General features: G+C 69.6%; 21 protein-coding genes and 2 tRNA genes. 10 read left to right on the top strand and 13 right to left on the bottom strand.

Features of this window, described 5'->3' with window-relative positions; genetic code table 11:
- Positions 1-128: 128 nt before the first annotated feature.
- The gene (locus NCCP_RS06820) at positions 129-611 is read right to left on the bottom strand and encodes a CarD family transcriptional regulator (RefSeq protein ID WP_149956482.1); all 483 of its coding nucleotides are present in this window, start codon (positions 609-611) and stop codon (positions 129-131) included.
- Between the two features lie 289 nt (positions 612-900).
- Here NCCP_RS06820 and NCCP_RS06815 point away from each other — a divergent pair, with 289 nt between their 5' ends.
- Complete coding sequence (locus NCCP_RS06815; protein ID WP_149956481.1) at positions 901-1434, top strand: hypothetical protein; 534 nt, start codon at positions 901-903, stop codon at positions 1432-1434.
- A gap of 89 nt (positions 1435-1523) precedes the next feature.
- Here NCCP_RS06815 and NCCP_RS06810 read toward each other — a convergent pair whose 3' ends face one another.
- Both NCCP_RS06810 and NCCP_RS06805 read right to left on the bottom strand, forming a co-directional pair.
- Positions 1524-2204 (bottom strand): response regulator transcription factor, encoded by a 681-nt coding sequence (locus tag NCCP_RS06810; RefSeq protein WP_149956480.1) that lies wholly within the window; start codon positions 2202-2204, stop codon positions 1524-1526.
- A complete protein-coding gene (locus NCCP_RS06805) occupies positions 2201-3385 on the bottom strand; it encodes a sensor histidine kinase (RefSeq protein WP_149956511.1) in 1185 nt (394 codons plus the stop codon). Before NCCP_RS06805 ends, NCCP_RS06810 begins: the two co-directional genes overlap by 4 nt.
- A gap of 187 nt (positions 3386-3572) precedes the next feature.
- Between NCCP_RS06805 and phoU the strand changes: the two genes are divergently transcribed.
- Entirely contained in the window at positions 3573-4232 is a 660-nt protein-coding gene (gene phoU, locus NCCP_RS06800; protein ID WP_149956479.1) for a phosphate signaling complex protein PhoU, read from the top strand.
- A 113-nt stretch (positions 4233-4345) separates the two neighbouring features.
- On the opposite strand, the gene NCCP_RS06795 is transcribed toward phoU, so the two are convergent.
- Positions 4346-5092 carry a phosphoglyceromutase gene (locus NCCP_RS06795; RefSeq protein WP_149956478.1) on the bottom strand — a complete coding sequence of 249 codons (747 nt, stop codon included), beginning with the start codon at positions 5090-5092 and terminating at the stop codon, positions 4346-4348.
- 96 nt (positions 5093-5188) lie between these two features.
- Between NCCP_RS06795 and NCCP_RS06790 the strand changes: the two genes are divergently transcribed.
- Complete coding sequence (locus NCCP_RS06790) at positions 5189-6022, top strand: class I SAM-dependent methyltransferase (RefSeq protein ID WP_172627322.1); 834 nt, start codon at positions 5189-5191, stop codon at positions 6020-6022.
- Between the two features lie 6 nt (positions 6023-6028).
- Here the strand turns inward: NCCP_RS06790 and NCCP_RS06785 are convergent, their stop codons facing one another.
- Together NCCP_RS06785 and NCCP_RS06780 are read right to left on the bottom strand one after the other, a co-directional pair.
- On the bottom strand, positions 6029-6331 hold the full coding sequence (locus NCCP_RS06785; RefSeq protein WP_149956477.1) for a DUF2516 family protein: 303 nt from the start codon (positions 6329-6331) through the stop codon (positions 6029-6031).
- 135 nt (positions 6332-6466) lie between these two features.
- Entirely contained in the window at positions 6467-7618 is a 1152-nt protein-coding gene (locus NCCP_RS06780; protein ID WP_149956476.1) for a trans-sulfuration enzyme family protein, read from the bottom strand.
- A gap of 122 nt (positions 7619-7740) precedes the next feature.
- Between NCCP_RS06780 and tmk the strand changes: the two genes are divergently transcribed.
- From tmk to NCCP_RS06755, 5 genes are all read left to right on the top strand, one after another.
- A complete protein-coding gene (gene tmk, locus NCCP_RS06775; RefSeq protein WP_149956475.1) occupies positions 7741-8388 on the top strand; it encodes a dTMP kinase in 648 nt (215 codons plus the stop codon).
- On the top strand, positions 8385-9533 hold the full coding sequence (locus NCCP_RS06770; protein ID WP_149956474.1) for a DNA polymerase III subunit delta': 1149 nt from the start codon (positions 8385-8387) through the stop codon (positions 9531-9533). The genes tmk and NCCP_RS06770 overlap by 4 nt, the downstream gene beginning before the upstream one ends.
- 65 nt (positions 9534-9598) lie before the next feature.
- A complete protein-coding gene (locus tag NCCP_RS06765) occupies positions 9599-11143 on the top strand; it encodes an alpha/beta hydrolase (RefSeq protein WP_149956473.1) in 1545 nt (514 codons plus the stop codon).
- Between the two features lie 111 nt (positions 11144-11254).
- A tRNA-Thr gene (locus tag NCCP_RS06760) sits at positions 11255-11327 on the top strand.
- A gap of 337 nt (positions 11328-11664) precedes the next feature.
- Positions 11665-12780, top strand: a complete 1116-nt coding sequence (locus NCCP_RS06755) for an NAD(P)-dependent alcohol dehydrogenase (RefSeq protein ID WP_149956472.1) — start codon at positions 11665-11667, stop codon at positions 12778-12780.
- A gap of 209 nt (positions 12781-12989) precedes the next feature.
- On the opposite strand, the gene NCCP_RS06750 is transcribed toward NCCP_RS06755, so the two are convergent.
- The 6 genes from NCCP_RS06750 to NCCP_RS06725 all read right to left on the bottom strand — a co-directional run bounded on the left by NCCP_RS06750 (position 12990) and on the right by NCCP_RS06725 (position 18763).
- Positions 12990-13835 (bottom strand): aldo/keto reductase, encoded by an 846-nt coding sequence (locus tag NCCP_RS06750; RefSeq protein ID WP_149956471.1) that lies wholly within the window; start codon positions 13833-13835, stop codon positions 12990-12992.
- 101 nt (positions 13836-13936) lie between these two features.
- On the bottom strand, positions 13937-14401 hold the full coding sequence (locus NCCP_RS06745; RefSeq protein ID WP_149956470.1) for a hypothetical protein: 465 nt from the start codon (positions 14399-14401) through the stop codon (positions 13937-13939).
- 14 nt (positions 14402-14415) lie between these two features.
- A complete protein-coding gene (locus NCCP_RS06740; protein ID WP_149956469.1) occupies positions 14416-14970 on the bottom strand; it encodes a proteasome activator in 555 nt (184 codons plus the stop codon).
- A gap of 127 nt (positions 14971-15097) precedes the next feature.
- Positions 15098-15337 carry a YbdD/YjiX family protein gene (locus tag NCCP_RS06735; protein ID WP_414727711.1) on the bottom strand — a complete coding sequence of 80 codons (240 nt, stop codon included), beginning with the start codon at positions 15335-15337 and terminating at the stop codon, positions 15098-15100.
- A gap of 2 nt (positions 15338-15339) precedes the next feature.
- Positions 15340-17586 carry a carbon starvation CstA family protein gene (locus NCCP_RS06730; protein ID WP_149956468.1) on the bottom strand — a complete coding sequence of 749 codons (2247 nt, stop codon included), beginning with the start codon at positions 17584-17586 and terminating at the stop codon, positions 15340-15342.
- A 199-nt stretch (positions 17587-17785) separates the two neighbouring features.
- The gene (locus NCCP_RS06725; RefSeq protein ID WP_149956467.1) at positions 17786-18763 is read right to left on the bottom strand and encodes an NAD(P)H-quinone oxidoreductase; all 978 of its coding nucleotides are present in this window, start codon (positions 18761-18763) and stop codon (positions 17786-17788) included.
- Positions 18764-18869: 106 nt separating this feature from the next.
- Here NCCP_RS06725 and NCCP_RS06720 point away from each other — a divergent pair.
- Positions 18870-18957: transfer RNA gene (locus NCCP_RS06720), tRNA-Ser, on the top strand.
- A 173-nt stretch (positions 18958-19130) separates the two neighbouring features.
- Entirely contained in the window at positions 19131-19907 is a 777-nt protein-coding gene (locus NCCP_RS06715) for a VOC family protein (protein WP_149956466.1), read from the top strand.
- Positions 19908-20005: 98 nt separating this feature from the next.
- On the opposite strand, the gene NCCP_RS06710 is transcribed toward NCCP_RS06715, so the two are convergent.
- Entirely contained in the window at positions 20006-20512 is a 507-nt protein-coding gene (locus tag NCCP_RS06710; RefSeq protein WP_149956465.1) for a hypothetical protein, read from the bottom strand.
- Positions 20513-20740: the final 228 nt, after the last annotated feature.

Here is a 20740-nt window from a genome sequence, read left to right as displayed (position 1 = left end):
TCAAGGACCGCAGCGCTGAAGGGTCCCGAAGGCGGGCTGCCTGCCGGAAGCACTGTGCCTGAAACTGGCTGGAGTAGCGGCACAGGATGCCGTGGGGCCGGGCGGAGGTACCGCCCAGGAGATGTCCCCTAGGAAGCGAGGACCTCGTCGAGGACGCTCTCGGCCTTCTCCTCGTCGAGCTTCTTGGCCAGGGCCAGTTCGCTGATCAGGATCTGGCGGGCCTTGGAGAGCATGCGCTTTTCGCCTGCGGAGAGACCACGGTCGTGGTCGCGGCGCCACAGGTCGCGAACGACCTCGGCCACCTTGATGACGTCGCCGGACGCCAGCTTCTCCAGATTGGCCTTGTAACGGCGGGACCAGTTGGTCGGTTCCTCCGTGAACTCGGCACGCAGGACGTCGAACACATGCTCCAGGCCCTCCTGGCCCACCACGTCGCGAACGCCGACCAGGTCGACGTTTTCCGCCGGGACCTCGATGGTGAGATCGCCTTGCGCAACCTTGAGCTTGAGATACATCTTCTCTTCGCCCTTGATGGTGCGCATCTTGATCTCCTCGATCATTGCGGCACCGTGGTGAGGGTAAACAACCGTTTCGCCAACCTCAAAAACCATGTGGATAATCCCCTTTCCCAAAGCCTAGTTTATCACGAAAATGGCCGAAACCCGGGGCGGGGCGCGGGGAAGCCCCCGCCGTGGAGCACCGCCGCACCCCTTCCCAAAGCGAAGGCGCGGTGGTACGAGCGCGCGTTAAAACCGGCCATTTCCCCCGTCATGACAGTTGGCCGAGGCAAGCTTTTCGCCCCGAACCCATTAGGCTATGAGGTGAATTGCCGCCGCGCCCGACGCATCCAGCGTGCCGCGGCGACCCACCAGACTCGACCTTGATAGAGGAGCTTGTGCCGTGATCACCGCACAGAAGATCCGTGGACGCCGCGCCGTTGCGGCCGCCGCTCTGGCCGTTATTGCGCTTGGGGCCACCGGCTGCGGTTCCATCAACAAGCAGGCCACCACCCTGCAGTATGCGGCCTCCGACGGCATCGTGTTCGACGTGGCCGACCTGAAGGCCCGCAACCTCATGCTGGTCACCGGCTCCGCCACCGAGGAAGCGCGCCTGATCGGCACGGTGGTCAACGCCACCGATGCCCCCCAAACCCTGGAACTGAAGGTCGGTTCCCACACGGCCTCGATCCGGGTGCCGGCCAAGACCTCGCTGAAGCTTGAGGACGACGCCAACGAGGTGGTCATCCCGACCGCTACCGCCGAGCCGGGCGCCGATGCCGACGCCGTAGCCACCGCAGGCTCCGCCAGCACCGAGGTGTCGATCCCGGTGGTCAACGGCGCCCTCGAGGAGTACCGCCAGTACCTGCCGGGCGGCTACGACCCGGCCACCACGGAGCACCTCGTCAAGCACGGCGAAGCCCCCGCGGAGCACTAGGCCCGCCGGCATTTGCGCGAAAGGGCCCCGGAACCGAACGGTTCCGGGGCCCTTTCGCATGCGGCTCCGGGTCAGGACACTGCGGCCACTCAGGCCTCGAACTTGTACCCCAGCCCCCGCACCGTGACCAGGTGCACCGGGGCGGACGGGTCGGGTTCGATCTTCGAACGCAGCCGCTTGACGTGGACGTCCAGGGTCTTGGTGTCCCCGACATAGTCCGAACCCCAGACGCGGTCGATCAGCTGGCCGCGGGTGAGTACGCGCCCGGAGTTGCGCAGCAGCATCTCCAGCAGCTCGAACTCCTTCAGGGGCAGCGAAACCTGCTCCCCGCCCACGCTCACCACGTGGCGCTCCACGTCCATGCGCACCGGGCCGGCCTGGATGGTGGCGGCGACCAGTTCCTCCGGCTCGCCCTGGCGGCGCAGCACGGCGCGCACGCGGGCAACCAGCTCGCGCGAGGAGTAGGGCTTGGTTACATAGTCGTCGGCGCCCAACTCCAGGCCAACGACCTTGTCGATTTCCGAGTCCTTGGCCGTCAGCATGATGACGGGGACGTTCGAGCGCTGGCGCAGCTGCCGGCACACCTCGGTGCCCGGCTGCCCCGGCAGCATGAGGTCCAGCAGCACCAGGTCGGCGCCGGCACGGTCGAATTCGGTCACGGCGTCCAGGCCGTTGTCGACCACCTGAACCTCGAAACCCTCCTTTTCGAGAAGATAGGAGAGCGGGTCGCTCAGCGACTCCTCGTCCTCGACCACCAGAATGCGGGTCAAACCCTGCCTCCTTGTCCGGGGGCGCTTAGCGTCCCTTCGTTCGGTCCGCCGGTTTTCCCGGCGGTTGTTTCCTCCAACTCCGGCAGGCGGACCGTGAAGGTCGACCCTTGGCCGGGTTGGGACCACACGGTCACTTCGCCGCCGTGGTTGGAAATGACGTGCTTGACGATGCTCAGCCCCAGGCCGGTGCCGCCGGTCTGGCGCGACCGGGCGGCGTCCACCCGATAGAACCGTTCAAAGATGCGGTCCTGCTCCTCCTGCGGGATGCCGGGCCCCTGGTCCGTCACCGAGACCTGGACCAGCCCGTCGCGGGAGCGGACGCCAACCCCGACGGTGGTCCCCTCCGGCGAATACCGGATGGCGTTGTCGATCAGGTTCCGGAAGGCCGTCATGAGCAGGTCCGGATCCCCGTGGACCAGGGCGTCGGAACGCCCGCCCAGGGAGATCTTAATGTGCTTGCCCTCGGCGGGAAGCTTGTTGCGGTCCACCGCCTCGGCCAGGACCGCGTTCACGTCCACCGGCCGGCCCTGCATCACGACGTCGGCCCCCTGCAGGCGGGAGAGCTCGATGATGTCCTGGACCAGCGCGGTGAGCCGCGCCGATTCCTTGTGCAGGCGGGCGGCGAAGCGCCGGACGGCGACCGCGTCGTCGGCGGCCTCGTCCACGGCCTCCGCCAGCAGCGAGATGGCCCCCACGGGCGTCTTCAGCTCGTGGGAGACGTTGGCCACGAAGTCGTTGCGGATGGCCTCGGTGCGGGTGATCTCCGTGCGGTCATCGGCCAGCAGGAGGATGTACTGCTCGCCCAAGGGGGCCACCCGGACGTGCACGATGATCGTGCCCTGCCCCAACGGGCCCCGCGGAAGCTCGAACTGGCGCTCCTCGATGACCCCGTCGGAGCGCACCCGGCGGGCCAGCTCCAGCAGTTCCGGATGCACCAGGGTATGGCCGCGGACCAGGCCAAACGCGTAGGCGGCCGGGTTGGCCCGGACCACGCCGTCGACGTCGTCCACCACCACGAAGGCGCGTCCGATGACGGAGAGGATCTCGGCGGAACCTTCCGGAAGGGTCGGTTCGCCGACCTCCATCAGGCCCGCCCGCTGCCGTTGGCTGGCCCGGTAGGCCAGGAGTCCAACGATCCCCAGGGTCAGGCCCACCAGTCCGGAGAGCACTCCGATCAGCACATCGTTCACCCCACTAGCGTATCCCCCGCCTTTGGGGCCCTCCGGACCGGAAAGGGGCAAACGGGGCCGGTTAATGGAGTGTTCATCGGGCGCCCCACAAGCATTCATCTAGTACTGTCAGCCTGAAGCGGAGAATGGGGGCCGCACCCGAAGGGTTCGGCCCCACCTGTTATGAAAGGACGCTGCCGTGCGTAAGCTATTCCAGGCCGAGCTCCAGTCCATCGGTGACGAGCTGGTCCAAATGTCCCAGCTTGTGGCGCACGCCATGGAGCGCGCATACGCTTCCTTTGAAGCTGCCGACACCGAGATCGCCCAGGAGGTCATCGCAGCCGACGCGCGCATCGACTTCCTGCAGAACCAGCTCGACGAGCGCGCCATCGACCTCCTGGCCCGGCAGGGTCCGGTGGCCTCCGACCTGCGGATGATCGTCGGCTCCCTGCGCATGAGCGCGTCTTTGGAGCGCATGGGCGACCTCGCCCGGCACATCGCCCAGCTGGCCCGCCTGCGCTTCCCGCAGCATGTGGTTCCGGAGTCCCTGGCCCCGGTGTTCCGGGAAATGGCGCAGGCCGACATCCAGATCGCCCACAAGCTCGGCGAACTGCTGGAGACCCGCGACCTGAAGATCGCGCAGGAGATCATCCGGCTCAACGCGCACATCGACGAACTGCACCTGAGCGTGTTCAAGGCCGTCGCCGAGCCGGACTGGACCGAGTCCGCACCGACCACCGCGGACGTCACCCTGGCCAGCCGCTTCCTGGAGCGCTACGGCGACCACGGCGTCTCCGTGGCCCGCAAGGTCAACTACCTGGTCACCGGCGAATGGGACCCGCAGTTTACTGAGGTCTAGGGTTTACTGAGGTCCAGGGCTCCCGGAGGCCCGGCTCCCGGGAACGACGACGGCGGCGGCGCACCTCGCGAAGGTGCGCCGCCGCCGTCGTTGGCAGGCCGCCGGAGCAGCCGTTAGTGGCGGCCCTGGTTGGCGACGGCCTTGATGGCCTCGGCCGCGGCGGCCGTGTCCAGGTATTTGCCGCCCGGGACCACGGGCTTGAAGTCCTCGTCGAGCTCGTACACCAGCGGGATGCCGGTGGGGATGTTCAGTCCGGCAATGTCGGCGTCGGAAATGCCGTCGAGGTGCTTGACCAGCGCCCGCAGGGAGTTGCCGTGCGCGGCGACCAGGACGGTCTTGCCCGCGGCCAGGTCCGGCTTGACCTGGTCCTCCCAGTACGGAAGCAGGCGGATCAGGACGTCCTTGAGGCACTCGGTGCGCGGGGCGTCGTCGCCGAGCTCGGCGTAGCGGGGGTCCCCGATCTGGGAGAACTCGGAGTCATCGGCCAGCGGCGGCGGCGGGGTGTCGTAGGAGCGGCGCCATTCCATGAACTGCTCCTCGCCGTACTCGGCCAGGGTCTGCGCCTTGTCCTTGCCCTGCAGGGCCCCGTAGTGGCGCTCGTTCAGGCGCCAGCTGCGCTTGACCGGGATCCAGCTGCGGTCCGCGGCCTCGAGCGCCAGGTTGGCCGTGATGATGGCGCGCTTGAGCAGCGAGGTGTGCAGGATGTCGGGCAGCAGGCCCTCCTCGGCCAGCAGCTCGCCGCCGCGCACGGCCTCCTTGCGGCCCTGCTCGGTGAGGGTCACGTCGTACCAGCCGGTGAAGAGGTTCTTTTCGTTCCACTCGCTCTGCCCATGGCGAAGCAGGATCAAGGTGTAAGTCATGGGGCCATCCTAGCGAGGCCCGCCGACCCGGGTGGGATTCGTGACGTCCCCGGACGGAACCGGGCCGGGCGGGTATTTCCGCCTACGATTGTCTGCATGGTGCAGAAGGCGGAGCGGCTTGGCGGACGGGCCCCGGGGCGGCCGGTCGGCAACATTACCCGCGGCACCACCAGCCCCAACCGGATGCGCCGGGTCGACCGATGGCTCGCCGGCCCGCAGGCGTGGCGGCTCCGCACCGAGGAGCACCCGCTGGCCGTGGACCTCGGCTACGGGGCTTCCCCCACCACCGCCGTGGAGATGTTCGCCCGGCTGCGCGCGGTGTGCCCGGACCTGGAACTGGTGGGGCTGGAGATCGAACCCGAACGCGTTGCCCGCGGCCAGGCCCTGGATGTCGAGGGTCTCTCCTTCCGGCTGGGCGGCTTCGAACTGGCCCTGCCGCGGCCGCCCGTGGCGGTGCGCGCGTTCAATGTCCTGCGCCAGTACGAGGAGGCGGACGTCCCGGCGATCTGGGACACCATGCGTGCCCGGCTGGCCCCGCAGGGGCTGATCGCGGAGGGCACCTGCGACGAGGTCGGCCGGCGGGCCGCATGGGTGGGCGTGGACCGCGCCGGCCCCGCGACGCTGACCGTCGCGCTGCGGTTCGGTTCCTTCGCGCTGCCCTCCGAGGTGGCCGAACGGCTTCCGAAGGCGCTGATCCACCGCAACGTGCCCGGCGAACGGGTCCACGACTTCCTGCGCGCGGCCGACGCCGCGTGGCTGGCCGCGGCTCCGCTGGCCTCCTTCGGGAACCGGCAGCGCTGGATCGCCATGTGCCGGACACTGAAGGGCGCCGGCTGGCCGGTGCGCGACGGCGTGCGGCGGTGGCGGCTGGGCGAACTCACCGTCGGCTGGGCGTGCGTGGCCCCGCGCAGCGGCGGGCTGGCCCTCTAGCCGGGGTCAGTAGCGGTAGTAGTTCCCGCCCTTGCCTGAGACGGCCGGTTTGACGTCCGCGTGGTAGACCGCGGCGATGCAGACGGCGATGATCTGCAGGAAGCCGCCGGAGATCATGAAGCTGAGCAGGCACACGACGGCGGAACCGCCCGTCATGCCCAGCCAGAAGCCCTTGGTGCGCTTGCCCTCCCGCTGGAACTTGGTCCCGGAGTGCCGCAGGCAGTCCAGGAACGCCCAACCGGCGATGAACAGCGCGACGACGCTGAACGCAAGCATCAGGTAGTACTCGAAAAGGTACGCGAAGGCCATGCGCCCCAGTGTAGACGGCGCGGGGCCCGCGGCGAGCGAAGCGAGCCGTGGGAGCCGGCTGCACGGTAGACGGCGCGGGGCCCGCGGCGAGCGAAGCGAGCCGTGGGCCCCGCGCGCCACGGAATGACTGCGGGGCTAGAGCGCGGTGTCCAGGGCCTGGGACAGGTCCACCCAGAGGTCCTCGAGGTTTTCGATGCCCACGCTGAGCCGGATGAAGTCCGCGGGCACTGACTCGGGTTCACCCGTGTGGCGGCGGCGGCGTTCGGCCAGGGACTCCACTCCGCCCAGGCTGGTGGCCGGAAGCCACAGGCGCAGCGCGTTGAGGACCCGCTCCGCGGCTTCCTCCCCGGCGGTGACGCGCAGGCCGACGATCGCCCCGAACCCGTCCATCTGTTCGGCCGCAAGGTGGTGCCCAGGATCTTCGGGCAGGCCCGGGTAGCGAACCCCGGACACGGCGGGGTGGGTCAGCAGGCGCCGGGCGATCCCGGCGGCGTTGCGCTCGGAGCGCTCCACGCGCAGCGCCATGGTGCGCAGCCCGCGCAGCGTCAGCCAGGCCTCGAACGGCCCGGCGATCGCCCCGTGCAGGGTGCGGTGGGCGTGGAGGCGCTCGCGCAGGTGTACCTGGCTGGTCACTGCGGCCCCGAGGATGACGTCCGAGTGGCCTCCCATGAACTTGGTGGCCGAGTGCACCACAATGTCCGCCCCCAGTTCCAGCGGGCGCTGCAGCAGGGGCGTGGAGAAGGTGTTGTCCACCACCGTGACGGCTCCGGCGGCGCGGGCCGCGGCCGTCAGGGCGCGCAGGTCCGCGACCTCGAGCATCGGGTTGGTGGGGCTTTCCAGCCAGACCATGTCCGCGCCACCGAACAGGGCGATGGTGCCCTCGGTATCCTCCAGGTCGGCGATGCGGACCTCCACGTTGCTGCGCGTGGCCAGGTCCCCGACCAGGCCGAGGCTGCCGTTATAGGCGTGGCGGGGAACCACCAGGACACCGCCGGCCGGGACAAGGGACATCGCCGAGGCCACGGCCGCCATGCCGGAGGCGTAGACCAGGGCGGGCAGGTCCGCCCGTTCCAGCTGCGCAATCGCCTCCTCCAGCGGGTCCCAGGTGGGGTTGGAGAAACGGCCGTAGACGCGCTCGCCGGGCCCGGGCACTCCCGCGCCGACGAAGGTCGAGGAGAGCACGATCGGCGGATTCACGGGCGCGTCCGGGGCCCGTTCCGGGCGCCCGGCGGCGACGACGAGGGTGTCCGGGGCAATGTCGGGGGCGTGGAACGAATGCATGGTCATAAAGCGTAGACCCCCGCCGGGCCGCCGCTGGCCACCGGCCCGCCGCGTTACGGCCCTGGCCGCCCCTCCACGGACACGCCGCCGCAACTCGCGTGTGGGCGGGCAGCCGATAGGCTAGAGGGGTGAGCGAATCCCAGCCCCCCGCCCGGCCGTCCGGGCTGTTCATCGTCTTCGAGGGCGGGGACGGGGCCGGAAAATCCACCCAGGCCGCCCTGTTGTCCGAACGCCTTGAGGCGTCCGGACGGACCGTGCTGCGCACCCGCGAGCCCGGCGGCACCCCGATCGGCGAGAAATTGCGGGCGCTGGTCCTGGAGCACGGGCACGGCGACGTCGATCCGCGCACCGAGGCGCTGATGTTCGCGGCCTCGCGCGCCGCGCACGTCGAGCAGGTCATCCGTCCGGCGCTGGCGGCGGGCACCGCCGTCGTCTGCGACCGCTACATCGACTCCTCCGTCGCTTACCAGGGCATCGGGCGCGGCCTCGGCCCCGCGGAGGTGCTGGAGATCAACCGCTGGGCCACCGGCGGGCTGGCCCCGGACCTGACCATCCTCCTGGACGTGGCCCCGGACACCGGGCGCTGGCGCCGCACCTCCGGGGCGCTGGCCGAGGACAGGCTGGAGGCCGAGCCGGATGATTTCCACGCGCGGATCCGCGCCGCGTTCCTGGACCTGGCCGCCTCCGCGCCGGAGCGCTACCTGGTGCTCGACGCCGGCCGTCCCGTGGCGGACCTCGCGGCGGACATCGCCGCACGGGTGGCGGGCCTGCGATGACCGTCTGGGCTGATTTGCCGGGGCAGGAGGCGGCTGTCGCGCAGCTGCGCCGCGCGGCGGCGGAGGACGCCCCCACGCACGCCTGGCTGTTCACCGGTCCTCCCGGTTCCGGACGCTCGAACGCGGCCCGCGCCTTCGCCGCGGCGCTGCAGTGCCAGGCCGCCACCCCGGCGGAACGGGGCTGCGGAACGTGCCACGGCTGCCGCACCGTACTGGCCGGGACCCATCCCGACGTCGCGCAGGTCGCGACGGAAAACGTCACCTACGCGATCGCCGATGTCCGCGAGCTCATCGGCAAGGCGCAGGACAAGCCCTCCGGCGGGAAATGGCGCGTCATCATCATGGAGGACGCGGACCGCATGGCAGAGCGCACCACGAACGTGCTGCTCAAGGCCATCGAGGAACCGCCGCCCCATACCGTGTGGCTGCTGTGCGCGCCCAGTCCCGCGGACGTGCTGATCACCATCCGTTCACGCTGCCGCCCGGTGGGACTGCGCGTGCCCAACACGGAGGCGGTCGCGGAGCTGCTGGTGCGCCGTGACGGGCTCACCCCGGAGCAGGCCGGTTTCGCCGCCCGGATCTCCCAAGGGCACATTGGCATCGCCCGCCGGCTGGCCCGTGACGAAGGCGCAAGGTTGCGCAGGGACCGTACCGTCCGGCTGCCGCTGGGGCTGCGCAGCGTGTCCGACGCGGTGATCGCCGCCGGGGACCTGGTGGAGCTGTCCACTTCGGAAGCCAATGCGGCGGCCGAGGAGCGGGGTGCGGCCGAGGCCCGCAGGCTCCGGGAGGCGCTGGGGCTGGCCGGGGACGCCCCGGTCCCGCCGCAGCTGCGCAGCCAGTTCAAGCAGCTGGAAGAGACGCAAAAGCGCCGGGCCAAGCGCGGGGTGAACGATTCTCTGGACCGTTCGCTGATCGACCTGACCACGTTCTTCCGGGATGTCCTGACGCTGCAGCTGAAAGCGGGCACCGAGCTCGTCAACGAGTACCTGGCGGCGGAACTTCGCTCCTACGCGGCACGTTCCACCCCTGAGCAGACGCTCGCCCGGATCGATGCGATCTCCGAGGCGCGGGTCCGCATTGCCGCCAACGTCTCCCCCCTGCTGGCCATGGAAGCCATGATGGCGGGATTGCTGCCGCCGCGTTGACCTGGTGCCCGACCCCACCCTTCCCACCCCGAGCCTTTCCCACCCCGAGCCGCCGAGGAGCCCCCATGAAAAACCTACGACCAGCCTTCCGGACGGTCGCCGCAGCGGCCGCCTCGATGCTGCTGCTGGCCGGGTGCGCCGCCGGCTCCCCGGACGGGACCGGCAATTCCACCACGTCCTCGGGCCTGGCGGGCACCAACACGGTCGCGGCGGGGCTGGAGAAGTTCTATACCCAGACGGTGGACTGGTCCCCCTGCGAAGCGGACGCCGGCGACGGCTTCGAGTGCGCCAAGATCCTGGTTCCCATGGACTACGAGCGCCCCGCAGCGGAAACGATCTCGCTGGCACTGCTGCGCAAGCAGGCCACCGGCGAGCGGGCCGGCAGCCTGCTGGTCAACCCGGGTGGCCCGGGAGGCTCCGGCTACGACTTCGTGCGCGATGCCGCGGCGAGCACGCTGGCGAGCCTGAACTCCGGCTACGACGTTGTCGGCTTCGACCCGCGCGGGGTCAGCCGCTCCACCCCGGTCACCTGCCAGACGGCCGCGGAGCAGGACGCCGCCCGCCAGAAGCAGTACGACACCTCGACCGACGAGGGCCTGGCGGAGGTCGAGGCCGCCAGCCGCGACTACGCCGAGGCCTGTGCGGAGCGGACCGGAGTCTCGCTGGCTTACGTCGACACCGTCAGCGCGGCCCGTGACCTGGACGTGCTGCGGGCGGTCACCGGCGATGAAAAACTGAACTACCTCGGCTTCTCCTACGGCACCAAGCTTGGCGCCACCTACGCGGGCCTGTTCCCGGAGAAGGTGGGCCGCATGGTGCTGGACGGCGCGGTCGACCCTGCGCTGAGCGACGAAGACCTCACGCTGGGCAAAGCCAAGGCCTTCGAGTCGGCGATCCAGGCCTACCTGCAAAGCTGCCTGGCCTCGGCGCGCTGCCCGTTCACCGGCTCCGTCGACAACGCGTCCAAGCAACTGCAGGACCTCCTGGAGTCCGTCGAGGAATCCCCCATGACGGCCGCGGACGGACGCCTGGTGCCGATCATTACCTTTGTCAGCGGGTTTATCCTGCCCCTCTACGACAACGCCTCGTGGCCCGTGCTCACCCAGGCGCTGACTGAGGCGATGAACGGGAACCCGACCACGATGCTGTGGCTGGCGGACCTCGGTGCGGGCCGGAATGAGGACGGCACCTACTCCGGCAACTCCTCCGATGCCCACAGTGCGATTAACTGCCTGGACTACCCGATGGTCACCGACGTGGAGGGCCAGCGCCAGGATGCGAAGGAGCTTGAGGTCGCCTCCCCCACCATCGGCAAGTACTTGGCCTTCGGCGGGTTCACCTGCAAGGCCTGGAAGTACCCGCCGACCGGCTCGCCGGCTCCGATCTCCGCGGAGGGTGCCGCCCCGATCGTGGTCATCGGCACTACCGGGGATCCCGCTACGCCCTACGAGTGGTCCCAGTCGATGGCCAAACAGCTCGACTCCGCCGTGTTCCTCACCTACAGGGGCCACGGCCACACGGCCTATGGCCGCGCCGGATCCTGCATCCAGGATCCGGTCGACGCCTACCTGCTCGAGGGCAAGGTTCCCCGCGACGGCCTGACCTGCTGAGGCCCTGCTGCTGAGGCCCGCCGCTGGATGGGGGCCGCGGCCCGGTGCGCCGTTTTGACCGCGACCGACCGGCTCCTATAAAGTGGGGGACTGCGGCCGCAAGGCCGTGAGGCCCCTATAGCTCAGTCGGTAGAGCGTTTCACTCGTAATGAAAAGGTCGCCAGTTCGATTCTGGCTGGGGGCTCCGACCCGAAAGCACCCCGTCACCCTCCGGTGACGGGGTGCTTTCGTTTGGGCCGGGAACCATCCCGCCGCGACGCTCCTCCTCAAGTGGCGCGCTCAGCACCCGGTGCTCCACCCAACCTGATTTCCATTGTCATTGTTGACCTCATCGGATAACTTAAGGGCCGTTGACCTGTACCGCTACGTTCTTCATGCCGCCGCGGCCCTGCCCGGCCGCGGCGCCGGTACCTGATCATCCCTCTGCCCGGCAGGCGTAGCGGGCGTCCCCTGGCACCGGCCCGGTGGCCTGCCGGGTCCTTTTCGGTACCGCTCTTGAAGACGACGACAGGAAGCAACCATTGAAGATAAGCGCACTCGTTCTTGAGGAAGCCCACGCCCCGTTCGTCCGCGAAGAACTGGATCTGGATTCGCCGGGCCCGGGAGAGGCCCTGGTAAGGATCGTGGCGACGGGCGTCTGCCACACTGATGCCATTACCCGCGCCGGAGGCCTGCCGCTTCCGCTGCCGGGGGTTCTCGGCCACGAAGGTTCCGGCGTGGTCGAGGCCGTGGGCGAAGGCGTGCACAATGTCGCCCCAGGCGACCATGTGGTCATCGGCTGGCCGTTCTGCGGCGAATGCCGCAACTGCGAGCGGGGCGAGCCACGGTACTGCGCCCGGCTGGGCGAGGCCGTGGTGGGCGGTACCCGCCTTACCGGCCCCAAATCCGGCACCTCCGCTTACACGCGTTCGGACGGGTCGACCGTCTCCGGACACTTCTTCGGACAATCCTCGTTCGCCGACCATTCCCTGGTCCTGGCCTCCGCACTGGTGAAGGTGGACAAGGAGGTGCCGCTGGAGCTGCTGGGCCCGCTGGCCTGCGGCATCACCACCGGTGCCGGGGCGGTGTTCAACACCGCCAACCCGCAACCGGGTGAATCCCTGGTGGTCTACGGGACCGGCGCCGTCGGCCTGGCCGCGGTGATGGCCGCGCGGAACACGCCGGCCACCACGATCATCGCGGTCGACCTGCACGATTCGAGGCTGGAACTGGCCCGGGAATTGGGCGCCACGCACACCATCAACTCCGGGCGGGTCAACGCCCTGGAGGAAATCCAGCGGATTTGCGGCGGAACGGCCGACTACGTGCTCGAATGCACCGGCGTCGTCCCTGTCATCGAAGAGGCTGCCGACGCCGTGGGCATGCTCGGCACGCTCATCCTGATTGGCGGCGCCCCGCCAGAGGCCCGCTTCTCCCTGGACCACCTGCGCGCCCTGTGGGGCAAGCGCATCGTGGGCACGTTAGGAGGATCCTCCACCTCCAACCGCCTGATCCCGGCCCTGATCGCGCTGTACCGGCAGGGACGGTTCCCGTTCGACCGGCTGGTGCAGTATTACGACATCGACCAGGTCGAGGCCGCGATGGATGACAGCAAGTCCGGCAAGACCATCAAACCGGTGCTCAGGATCAACCGGTAGGCCTCACCGGCCGCGCCCGGGCGCTCGAGGGGACATGGCAGGCATACTCCTGCCCGGTTCCACCCCGTTGCACCTGCGGCATCCATAGGGGCACGCCAGGGACCCCAGCGTCCTGCCGAAGGGCCGCCGGTTCGATTCTGGCCGGTTCCGGGGACAAGGTGCGTCCGGGACCGGCTTCAGGAACCGGGCTCAGGGGCCGGCTTCAGGAATCAGGCGAAGTCGGAGACTGCCGGGTCCGCGCCGATGCGGCCGGCCCGGCCCTGGTCCAGCCCGTCGATGGCGGCGATGTCCCCGGCGTCGAGCGTGAGGCCCAGCGCCGCCCAGTTCTCCGCGATGCGCGCGGGAGTGGCCGACTTCGGGATCACCACGTTGCCCAGCGCCAGGTGCCAGGCAATGACTACCTGCGCCGGGGTCGCCCCGTGCTTGGCGGCGATGCGCTCGAGCACCGGCTCGGCGAGCAGCTCGCCGCCCTGGCCCAGCGGGGACCAGGACTGGTGCAGGATGCCCTTGGCGGCGGCGTAGCTGCGCAGCTCGGGCTGCGGGAAGTAGGGGTGGGTCTCCACCTGGTGGATCTCCGGGACGACCCCGGTGGCCTCCTCGATCTCCTGCAGCGCCTCGGTCGTGAAGTTGCAGACACCGATCGAGCGCACGCGCCCGGCCTTCTGCAGCTCAATCAGCGCGTTCCATGTCTCCACATACTTGCCCTGCTTCGGCTGGAGCCAGTGGATCAGGTACAGATCCAGGGTTTGCAGGCCCAGCCGTTCCATCGAGGCGTCGAAGGCGTCGAGGGTCTGCTGGTAGCCCTGGTCCGAGTTCCAGACCTTGGTGGTGATGAAGAGTTCCTCGGGGGCAAGCCCGGAAGCCGCAATGGCGCGGCCCACGCCCGCCTCGTTGCCGTAGATGCGGGCGGTATCGATGTGGCGGTAGCCCACCTCGAAGGCGTTGAGGACGGCGCCTTCGGCGACCTGGTCCTCCATCTGCCACACGCCGTAGCCCAGCTGCGGGATGGTGCGGCCGTTGTTCAGGGGAAGTTCCGGGGACACGAAATTAGTCATGCACCCATCCTGCCACCGGCACGGCCGTCCGTCCCCGCCCCGGCGGCAGGGTCCGCCGACGGCGAAAACGCCGCCCGGCTCCGGGCCCCAATGCCGGCGGGTCAGCCCGCGGCGCGGGCCTGCTTCAGCGCCGCCTCGGCAGCCACCACGCCGCCGGTGACGACGTCGGCCCGCCGGGCCACGTTCTCCAATCCGGCCGACGCATAACCCCAGCGTTCTCCGTCGAGCCTTGCCATGGCCGCCGACTGCGCGGCCATGGCAAGGTCGTTCGCCGCCTTGGACAGGGCGCGGTGGACCGGGGCAAGGGAGCCGGGAATGTCGGTGTCGGCGCTGGGGCGCATCCGCTGCGCCTCCTGGCAGACCTCGCGCACCCGCGGCTGCAGGCTGGCCAGGTGGTCGGCAATCATGACCAGGGCGTTGTAAAGGTCGTCGTCCTCGATGCCTTCGAGCACTTGGTGGAAGCGGTCCAGCCCGCGGCCGTAACGGTCATGGGCCCGGCGCCAGATGCCCGTCCCCAGGTCCTTGTCATCGCGGCGCGCGGAGCGTGCGCCGGAAAAGAGCCCCATTCCCGTTGCCACCCCTACAGGTACTGCCCGGGACCGTGCTGGGGTTCGCCGTCCGAGGACGCCGCCCGGACCGGTTCGCCCTGCTCGTTGATGACGATTCCGGGCGCCACCTCGGTGCCCGCCGGAATCTGGCGCATGTGGAGGCGCTGGGCCAGCTGCTGGTTCGCCAGCTGCTGCGCGGCCAGCGCGGTTTGGATGCCGTGGAAGACCCCCTCCAGCCAGCCCACCAGCTGGGCCTGGGCAATGCGCAGTTCGGCCTCGGACGGGGCCTCGCCTCCGGAAAAAGGCAGCCGCATGCGCCGCAGCTCCTGGACCAGCTCGGGGGAAAGCCCGCTCTCCAGCTCCGCGATGGACCGCTCGTGGATATCCGCCAGGGTCACGCGGGACTTCTCATCGAGCGGCGCTGACTTCACTTCCTCAAGGAGCTGCTTGACCATTCCGCCCACGCGGAGGACCTTCGCGGGTTCATCGACCAGCCCGCGGATGCGGAAGGACTCCCCGGGGGGAACCTGTCCGTCTTGGTTTTCTGCGTCGTCCGGCTGGGCCTTGGGCAGTTGCTGATCGGTCATGGGTCCATCTTGCCACGGACGGGGAACCGGGCTGCTGGCCAAAACGCCGCCCCGTGGAGGCTGCGGGGCGGCGGCGCTCCGGTGCGGGAGGGGGCTCCCAGCGGACCCCTCCCGCATACCGGCGCCGCTAGCAGCACCGCCCCTGGGGGTGGCGGTCCTGCCGGTCCATCGCCTCGCGCCAGTAGGCGCGCTCCGTAAGGGGCTCCTCGCCGGGATGGACCTGTCGGTGGTGCTCCAGGTATTTGCGGTAGGCGTCGGCACCGAGCACCCCGCCAAGGTACCAGGCCAATCCCCTGCGGCCCCGTGCGAGGGCCGCGCCGAGCGCGGCCAGGAGGGCCGGGGTCCGCAGCGGAGGGGGCGTTTTCACGGCTAGTGCCCCCGGCGGTTGAGGGCGCGCATGCCAGGCGGCAGCGCGTTCCACTGCGCGTCCAGTGCCTTCTCCGCGGGGCTGGGCACCAGGCCTGCGGGGGCGTAGATCCGGGACGGAAGCGCGGGGTCCTCCGTCTCGGGTCCGCCGTGGGGGAAGGCCCGGAGGGTGGCGATGGCGGCCGCGATGATCACGGTCAGCGACAGCACCAGGAACACAATCGACAGGCTGCCCTGGACGAAGGTGTTGCGGACGACCGCTTCCATGGCCTCGACCGTCCTGGCCGTTCCGAAGCTTTCCTTCCCGTCCGCCAGGGCCTGCTTGAACGCGTTGTGCTGCGCCCAGTAGCCCACGGCCGGGACCGGGGAGAAAATCTTGTACAGGGAAGCCGTCACCGTGACCACGGTGGCAAAGGCCAGCGGCAGGACCACCACCCACAGGTGCTTGAAGTTGCCGCGCTTGGCGACGATGGTCATGACCACCGCGAGGGCGACGGCGGCCAGCAGCTGGTTGGAGATGCCGAACAGCGGGAAGAACGTGTTGATTCCGCCCAGCGGGTCCGTCACGCCCAGGATCAGGATGTACCCCCAGCCGGCGACCATCAGGGCCGTGCAGATCCAGGCGCCGGTGCGCCAGGAGGTGTCCTTGAACTTCGGGATGAAGTTGCCGATCGCGTCCTGCAGCATGAAGCGGGCCACGCGGGTGCCGGCGTCGACCGCGGTGAGGATGAACAGCGCCTCGAACATGATGGCGAAGTGGTACCAGAAGGCCATCATCGCCGGGCCCCCAAACCACTGGTTCATGATGACCGCGATGCCCACGGCCAGGGTCGGGGCGCCGCCGGTGCGCGAGACCACGGACTCCTCGCCCACGTTGGCCGCCAGGCCGGTGAGCATGTCCGGAGTCAGGTTCACCCCGGCCAGGCCCAGCCCGTTGACGAAGGCCACCGCCCCTTCCACCGTGCCGCCGGTGGCGGCCCCCGAGGAGTTCATCGCGAAGTAGATGCCCCGGTCGATCGAGACCGCCGCGACCAAGGCCATGATGGCCACGAACGACTCCATGAGCATGCCTCCGTAGCCCAGGAAACGGGTTTGCCGTTCCTTCTGGACCAGCTTGGGCGTGGTGCCGGAGGAGATCAGCGCGTGGAAGCCGGACAGTGCGCCGCAGGCGATCGTCACGAAGAGGAAGGGGAAGAGGCTGCCGGCGACCACGGGCCCGTCGACGCGGGAGGCGTACTCGGAGAAGGCCGGAACGGAGATCTCGGGGCGGACCACGACGACGGCCAGGGCGAGCAGCACGATCACCCCGATCTTCATGAACGTGGAGAGGTAGTCGCGCGGGGCCAGCAGCAGCCACACCGGCAGGACCGCGGCGGTGAAGCCGTAGATGATAATCGCCCACGCGATGGTGGTGCGGTCCAGGTGGAACAGTTCGGCGCCCCACGCGGATTCGGCCACCCACCGGCCGGAGATGATTGCGAACATCAGCAGGGCAAAGCCAATCAGGGAAATCTCCAGGACCTTGCCGGGGCGGATGTAGCGCAGGTACACGCCCATGAACAGGGCGATCGGGATGGTCATCCCGACGGAGTAGACACCCCAGGCCGATTCGCCGAGGGCGTTGACAACGACCAGCGCAAGGATGGCCACGATAATGATCATGATGGCGATCGTGGCGATCAGCGCCGCCGTGCCGCCGACTACGCCGAGTTCCTCGCGCGCCATCTGGCCCAGCGAACGGCCGCCGCGGCGCATCGAGAAGAAGAGGACCAGGTAGTCCTGGACGGCGCCGGCCAGGATCACGCCGATGATGATCCAGAGGGTGCCGGGAAGGTACCCCATCTGGGCCGCCAGCACGGGGCCCACCAGCGGGCCAGCTCCGGCGATCGCGGCAAAGTGGTGGCCGAAAAGGACCCGGCGGTCGGTGGGCACGTAGTCGTGGCCGTTCACCTTGTACTCGGCGGGGGTGGCGCGGAAGTCGTCGGGCTTGGCGATTTTCCGCTCGATGTATTTGGCGTAGAAGCGGTAGGCGATCAGGTAGGTGCAAACCGATGCGAAGACGAACCAGATCGCATTGATGGTTTCGCCGCGGGAAATGGCCAGCACGCCCCACGCGACGCCGCCCAGCAAAGCGATCGCCACCCACAGGGCGATCTTGGCCGGAGTCCACTTGCGTTCCTCGGCCTCCACCACGGCCGGATCGACCGCAGCGGGCGGAATCCGCTCCTCGGGAGTGAGTGGTGTGCTCATGATGGGCCTCGTATTCCTTGTCTCTCGAGCGATGTGCCGGCCGTGCACGGTCTCCCCCCGACCACCCACAGCCGCGTGATTCCGAGGGTACTCCCCCGGGTCGGGCACGCCACAGGGATCGGGGTCCGCCGGAAGGCCCTGCGGCGAACGGACCCGCCGGCGCGGGGTGCGGTCGGAGGACGGGGGCCGGCCGCCGTGCTCAGAGCGTGAGGAGCAGCTTGCCGCGGTGTTCCCCCGAATCGAAGAACTCGTGGGCCTGCACGACCTGCTCCAGCGGAAAGGTCCGTTCCACCGCGACGCGCACCGTGCCCGCCTCCACCAGCGGCCATACCCGTTCCACCGTTCCTGCGACGATGCGCGCCTTCTCGGCGGCGGGGCGCGAACGCAGCGTGGTGCCAATAATGCGGGCGCGCCGGGACATCAGCACCCCCAGATCCAGCTCGGCCTTCGACCCGCCCTGCAGTCCGATGACCACCAGCCGTCCGCCGACGGCGAGCGCACGCACGTTCCGTTCCAGGTACTTGGCGCCGATCACGTCGAGGACAATGTCCGCCCCATGCCCGGCGGTCAGCTCCCGGACGCGCTCGACGAAGTCCTCGGTGCGGTAGTCGATGCCCGCTTCCGCCCCGAATCCGCGGCAGTACTCAAGCTTCTCCGGGCTGCCGGCGGTGACGATTGGGTGGGCACCCGCCGCGGCCACGAGTTGGGTGGCCATGGTGCCGATGCCGCCGGCCCCGCCGTGGATGAGCACGGTGTCCCCGGCGGCCAGCCCCGCCTCCACGAACAGGTTGGAGTAGACCGTGGCGGCCACTTCGGGCAGTGCAGCGGCCTCGACCAGGCCCACCCCTTCCGGGACCGGCATCAGTTGGCCGGCCGGAACGGCGACGTATTCGGCGTACCCGCCGCCGGCGAGCAGCGCACAAACCCGCGCGCCGACGTCGTACCCCTGCACGTCCGGGCCCACGGCGGCGATGGTGCCGCTGGCTTCCAGCCCGGGGATGTCCGTGGTTCCGGGCGGGGGCGGGTAGAAGCCGCGGCGCTGCTGCACGTCGGCGCGGTTGATGCCCGCGGCCGCGACGCGGACCAGGACCTCGCCCGGTCCCGGCACCGGGACCGGGCGTTCGGTGACCGCGGCGACCTGCGCACCTCCGGCACCGGCAAACTCGACTGCACGCATCTGTTGCTCCCCTGTTCCGCGGCGCTCCCGGCCGCCCCTGTCAGGGTAGACGGTCGGGGCGCCCTTTGGCCGGAGGCCCCGGACCTGCCGTATAGTGGCCGGGTCTGGATGGTTGTCCGAGCGGCCTAAGGAGCCGGTCTTGAAAACCGGTGTGCGGTGACCCCGTACCAAGGGTTCAAATCCCTTACCATCCGCAGTGCACGACGGCGGCGCCCCGGGTCCGGGGTGCCGCCGTTTGCGTGTGCCCTGCCGCCGCGGCTGGTGCGGGGCCCCTGCCCGGAAGCATGGACGGTGGGAACGGGGGCCCCTAGGCTCGGTCCTGTGCGCGGGGCGCTCCGTCCCGTGGCCGCCTACCGGAAGGACCACCATGCCCATCCGCGAGACCACTGCCGCCGGCGAACCCGTCTGGACGGACATCGCCTCCACGGACTTCGAAAAGACGAAGGCGTTCTACGCCGGCCTGTTCGGATGGACCTACGACGAGCCCGCCCCCGAGGAATACGGCGGCTATGTCACCGCCCGGCTCAACGGCCAAATGGTGGCCGGCCTGAGCCCGCACCAGCCGGAGATGGGCGTCCCGAACGTCTGGGGCCTGTACCTGAAGTCTGACGGGATCGAGGCGACGGCCGATGCGGTTCGTGCCGCCGGCGGCCAGGTGCTGGTTCCGCCGATGCACGTGGACCCGTACGGGCACATGGCGATCTTCTCCGACGCCGGCGGCGTGGCGATCGGCGCCTGGCAGCCCCAGACGCACCAGGGCTTCGGGGTGGATGCCGAGCACGGCGCCCCGGCGTGGTTCGAACTGCACACCAGGGACTTCGCGGCGGCGGTGCCCTTCTACGAGCGGGCCTTCGGCTGGAAGACCTCGGTGCTGGGCGACACGGATGAATTCCGCTACCGCACTTTGGGGGAGGGGGACGCTGCCCGGGCCGGGATCATGGATGGCGCCCGGTACCTGCCCGCGGAGGTCCCCGGCTTTTGGGTCACCTACTGGGGCGCCAATGACGTCGACGCGGCCGTGGCTCAGGCCGTGGAGTTGGGGGGCAGGGTAATCACCGGGGCCGAGGACACCCCTTACGGGCGCATGGCCACCGTGGAGGACCCCACCGGGGCGGCGCTCAAGCTGATCGGCGTCGGCGGCTGACAGCCTGGGCCGGTCCCTGCATGCTGACGGGGACGGCACCCAGGGTGCCGTCCCCGCCAGTTGCGCGCGACCGGCCCAGGCTGGCCGGCTGACTGCCGCTACTTGTGGTCGCAGTGGAAGCGGACCTTGTTGCTGTACTCCCGTCCGTCGTCCTCGCTCCAGCTGACCGCCTGGTAGGTGCGGTTGCAGCGCAGGTCGTCTCCGTAGACCCTGAAGTCGCCGCTGTTGTTGGGGCGGACCGCGAACCTGTCGACCACCCTGTCGCGGGAGACGTTCACGAGCCAGACCTTGACGCGGTTGTCCTCGTAGTCGTAGCCGCGGATACGGTAGTCGCCATCGTCGTCGATGCGCAGCCTCAGGCTGGCGTCGTCGTCGTGGTGGTGGCGGTGGTTGTTCCAGTGGCTCCTGTCGTAGTTCCGGTCATGGAACTTGTGGTTCCAGTCATAGCGGTCCTTGTTGTCGTGGTCCCGGTGGGCCTGCACGACGACCGGGGACCCGGCCGCGGCCTGCGCAGGGGTGGCGACCCCGATGGTGGCGAGCAGCCCCAGGACTGCGCCCGTGCTGGCCAGCAGGCGCCGGCGGGAGGAATCAGGTGACGTTTTCATGGTGTGGCATCACTCCCATGTTGTCCGGCGGTCCGGACGCGTGCGGCGCGTCCCTCCAGTGTCCTGGGCGGCGTGGCGGACCCCCGGCGTTTTCGTGCCCCTGCCGTCCATCTCGCCGGCCCACTGAAGGGGCTGGTCCGGTCCGTGTCATCAGGTGGCCAAGTGCCGCCACCCTCGGGGGAGATGTCTGCCTCCGGCGTACGCCACCGTGCCCCTCCGGTGTAACGA

This window comes from Zafaria cholistanensis, from assembly GCF_008580665.1.
Taxonomy (GTDB): Bacteria; Actinomycetota; Actinomycetes; order Actinomycetales; family Micrococcaceae; genus Zafaria; species Zafaria cholistanensis.
The sequence above is the reverse complement of the archived record's forward strand: the minus strand, read 5'-3'. Positions and strand labels throughout refer to the sequence as shown.

Bases quoted from the DNA above. Each gene is read 5' to 3' on its own strand.
- NCCP_RS06750 (WP_149956471.1), bottom strand. From the start codon at position 13,835: ATGACTAATTTCGTGTCCCCGGAACTTCCCCTGAACAACGGCCGCACC.
- NCCP_RS06740 (WP_149956469.1), bottom strand. From the start codon at position 14,970: ATGACCGATCAGCAACTGCCCAAGGCCCAGCCGGACGACGCAGAAAAC.
- NCCP_RS06780 (WP_149956476.1), bottom strand. From the start codon at position 7,618: ATGACCATGCATTCGTTCCACGCCCCCGACATTGCCCCGGACACCCTC.
- NCCP_RS06710 (WP_149956465.1), bottom strand. From the start codon at position 20,512: ATGAAAACGTCACCTGATTCCTCCCGCCGGCGCCTGCTGGCCAGCACG.
- NCCP_RS06795 (WP_149956478.1), bottom strand. From the start codon at position 5,092: ATGACTTACACCTTGATCCTGCTTCGCCATGGGCAGAGCGAGTGGAAC.
- NCCP_RS06785 (WP_149956477.1), bottom strand. From the start codon at position 6,331: ATGGCCTTCGCGTACCTTTTCGAGTACTACCTGATGCTTGCGTTCAGC.
- NCCP_RS06715 (WP_149956466.1), top strand. From the start codon at position 19,131: ATGCCCATCCGCGAGACCACTGCCGCCGGCGAACCCGTCTGGACGGAC.
- NCCP_RS06745 (WP_149956470.1), bottom strand. From the start codon at position 14,401: ATGGGGCTCTTTTCCGGCGCACGCTCCGCGCGCCGCGATGACAAGGAC.
- NCCP_RS06790 (WP_172627322.1), top strand. From the start codon at position 5,189: ATGGTGCAGAAGGCGGAGCGGCTTGGCGGACGGGCCCCGGGGCGGCCG.
- NCCP_RS06725 (WP_149956467.1), bottom strand. From the start codon at position 18,763: ATGCGTGCAGTCGAGTTTGCCGGTGCCGGAGGTGCGCAGGTCGCCGCG.
- NCCP_RS06820 (WP_149956482.1), bottom strand. From the start codon at position 611: ATGGTTTTTGAGGTTGGCGAAACGGTTGTTTACCCTCACCACGGTGCC.
- NCCP_RS06770 (WP_149956474.1), top strand. From the start codon at position 8,385: ATGACCGTCTGGGCTGATTTGCCGGGGCAGGAGGCGGCTGTCGCGCAG.
- NCCP_RS06765 (WP_149956473.1), top strand. From the start codon at position 9,599: ATGAAAAACCTACGACCAGCCTTCCGGACGGTCGCCGCAGCGGCCGCC.
- NCCP_RS06730 (WP_149956468.1), bottom strand. From the start codon at position 17,586: ATGAGCACACCACTCACTCCCGAGGAGCGGATTCCGCCCGCTGCGGTC.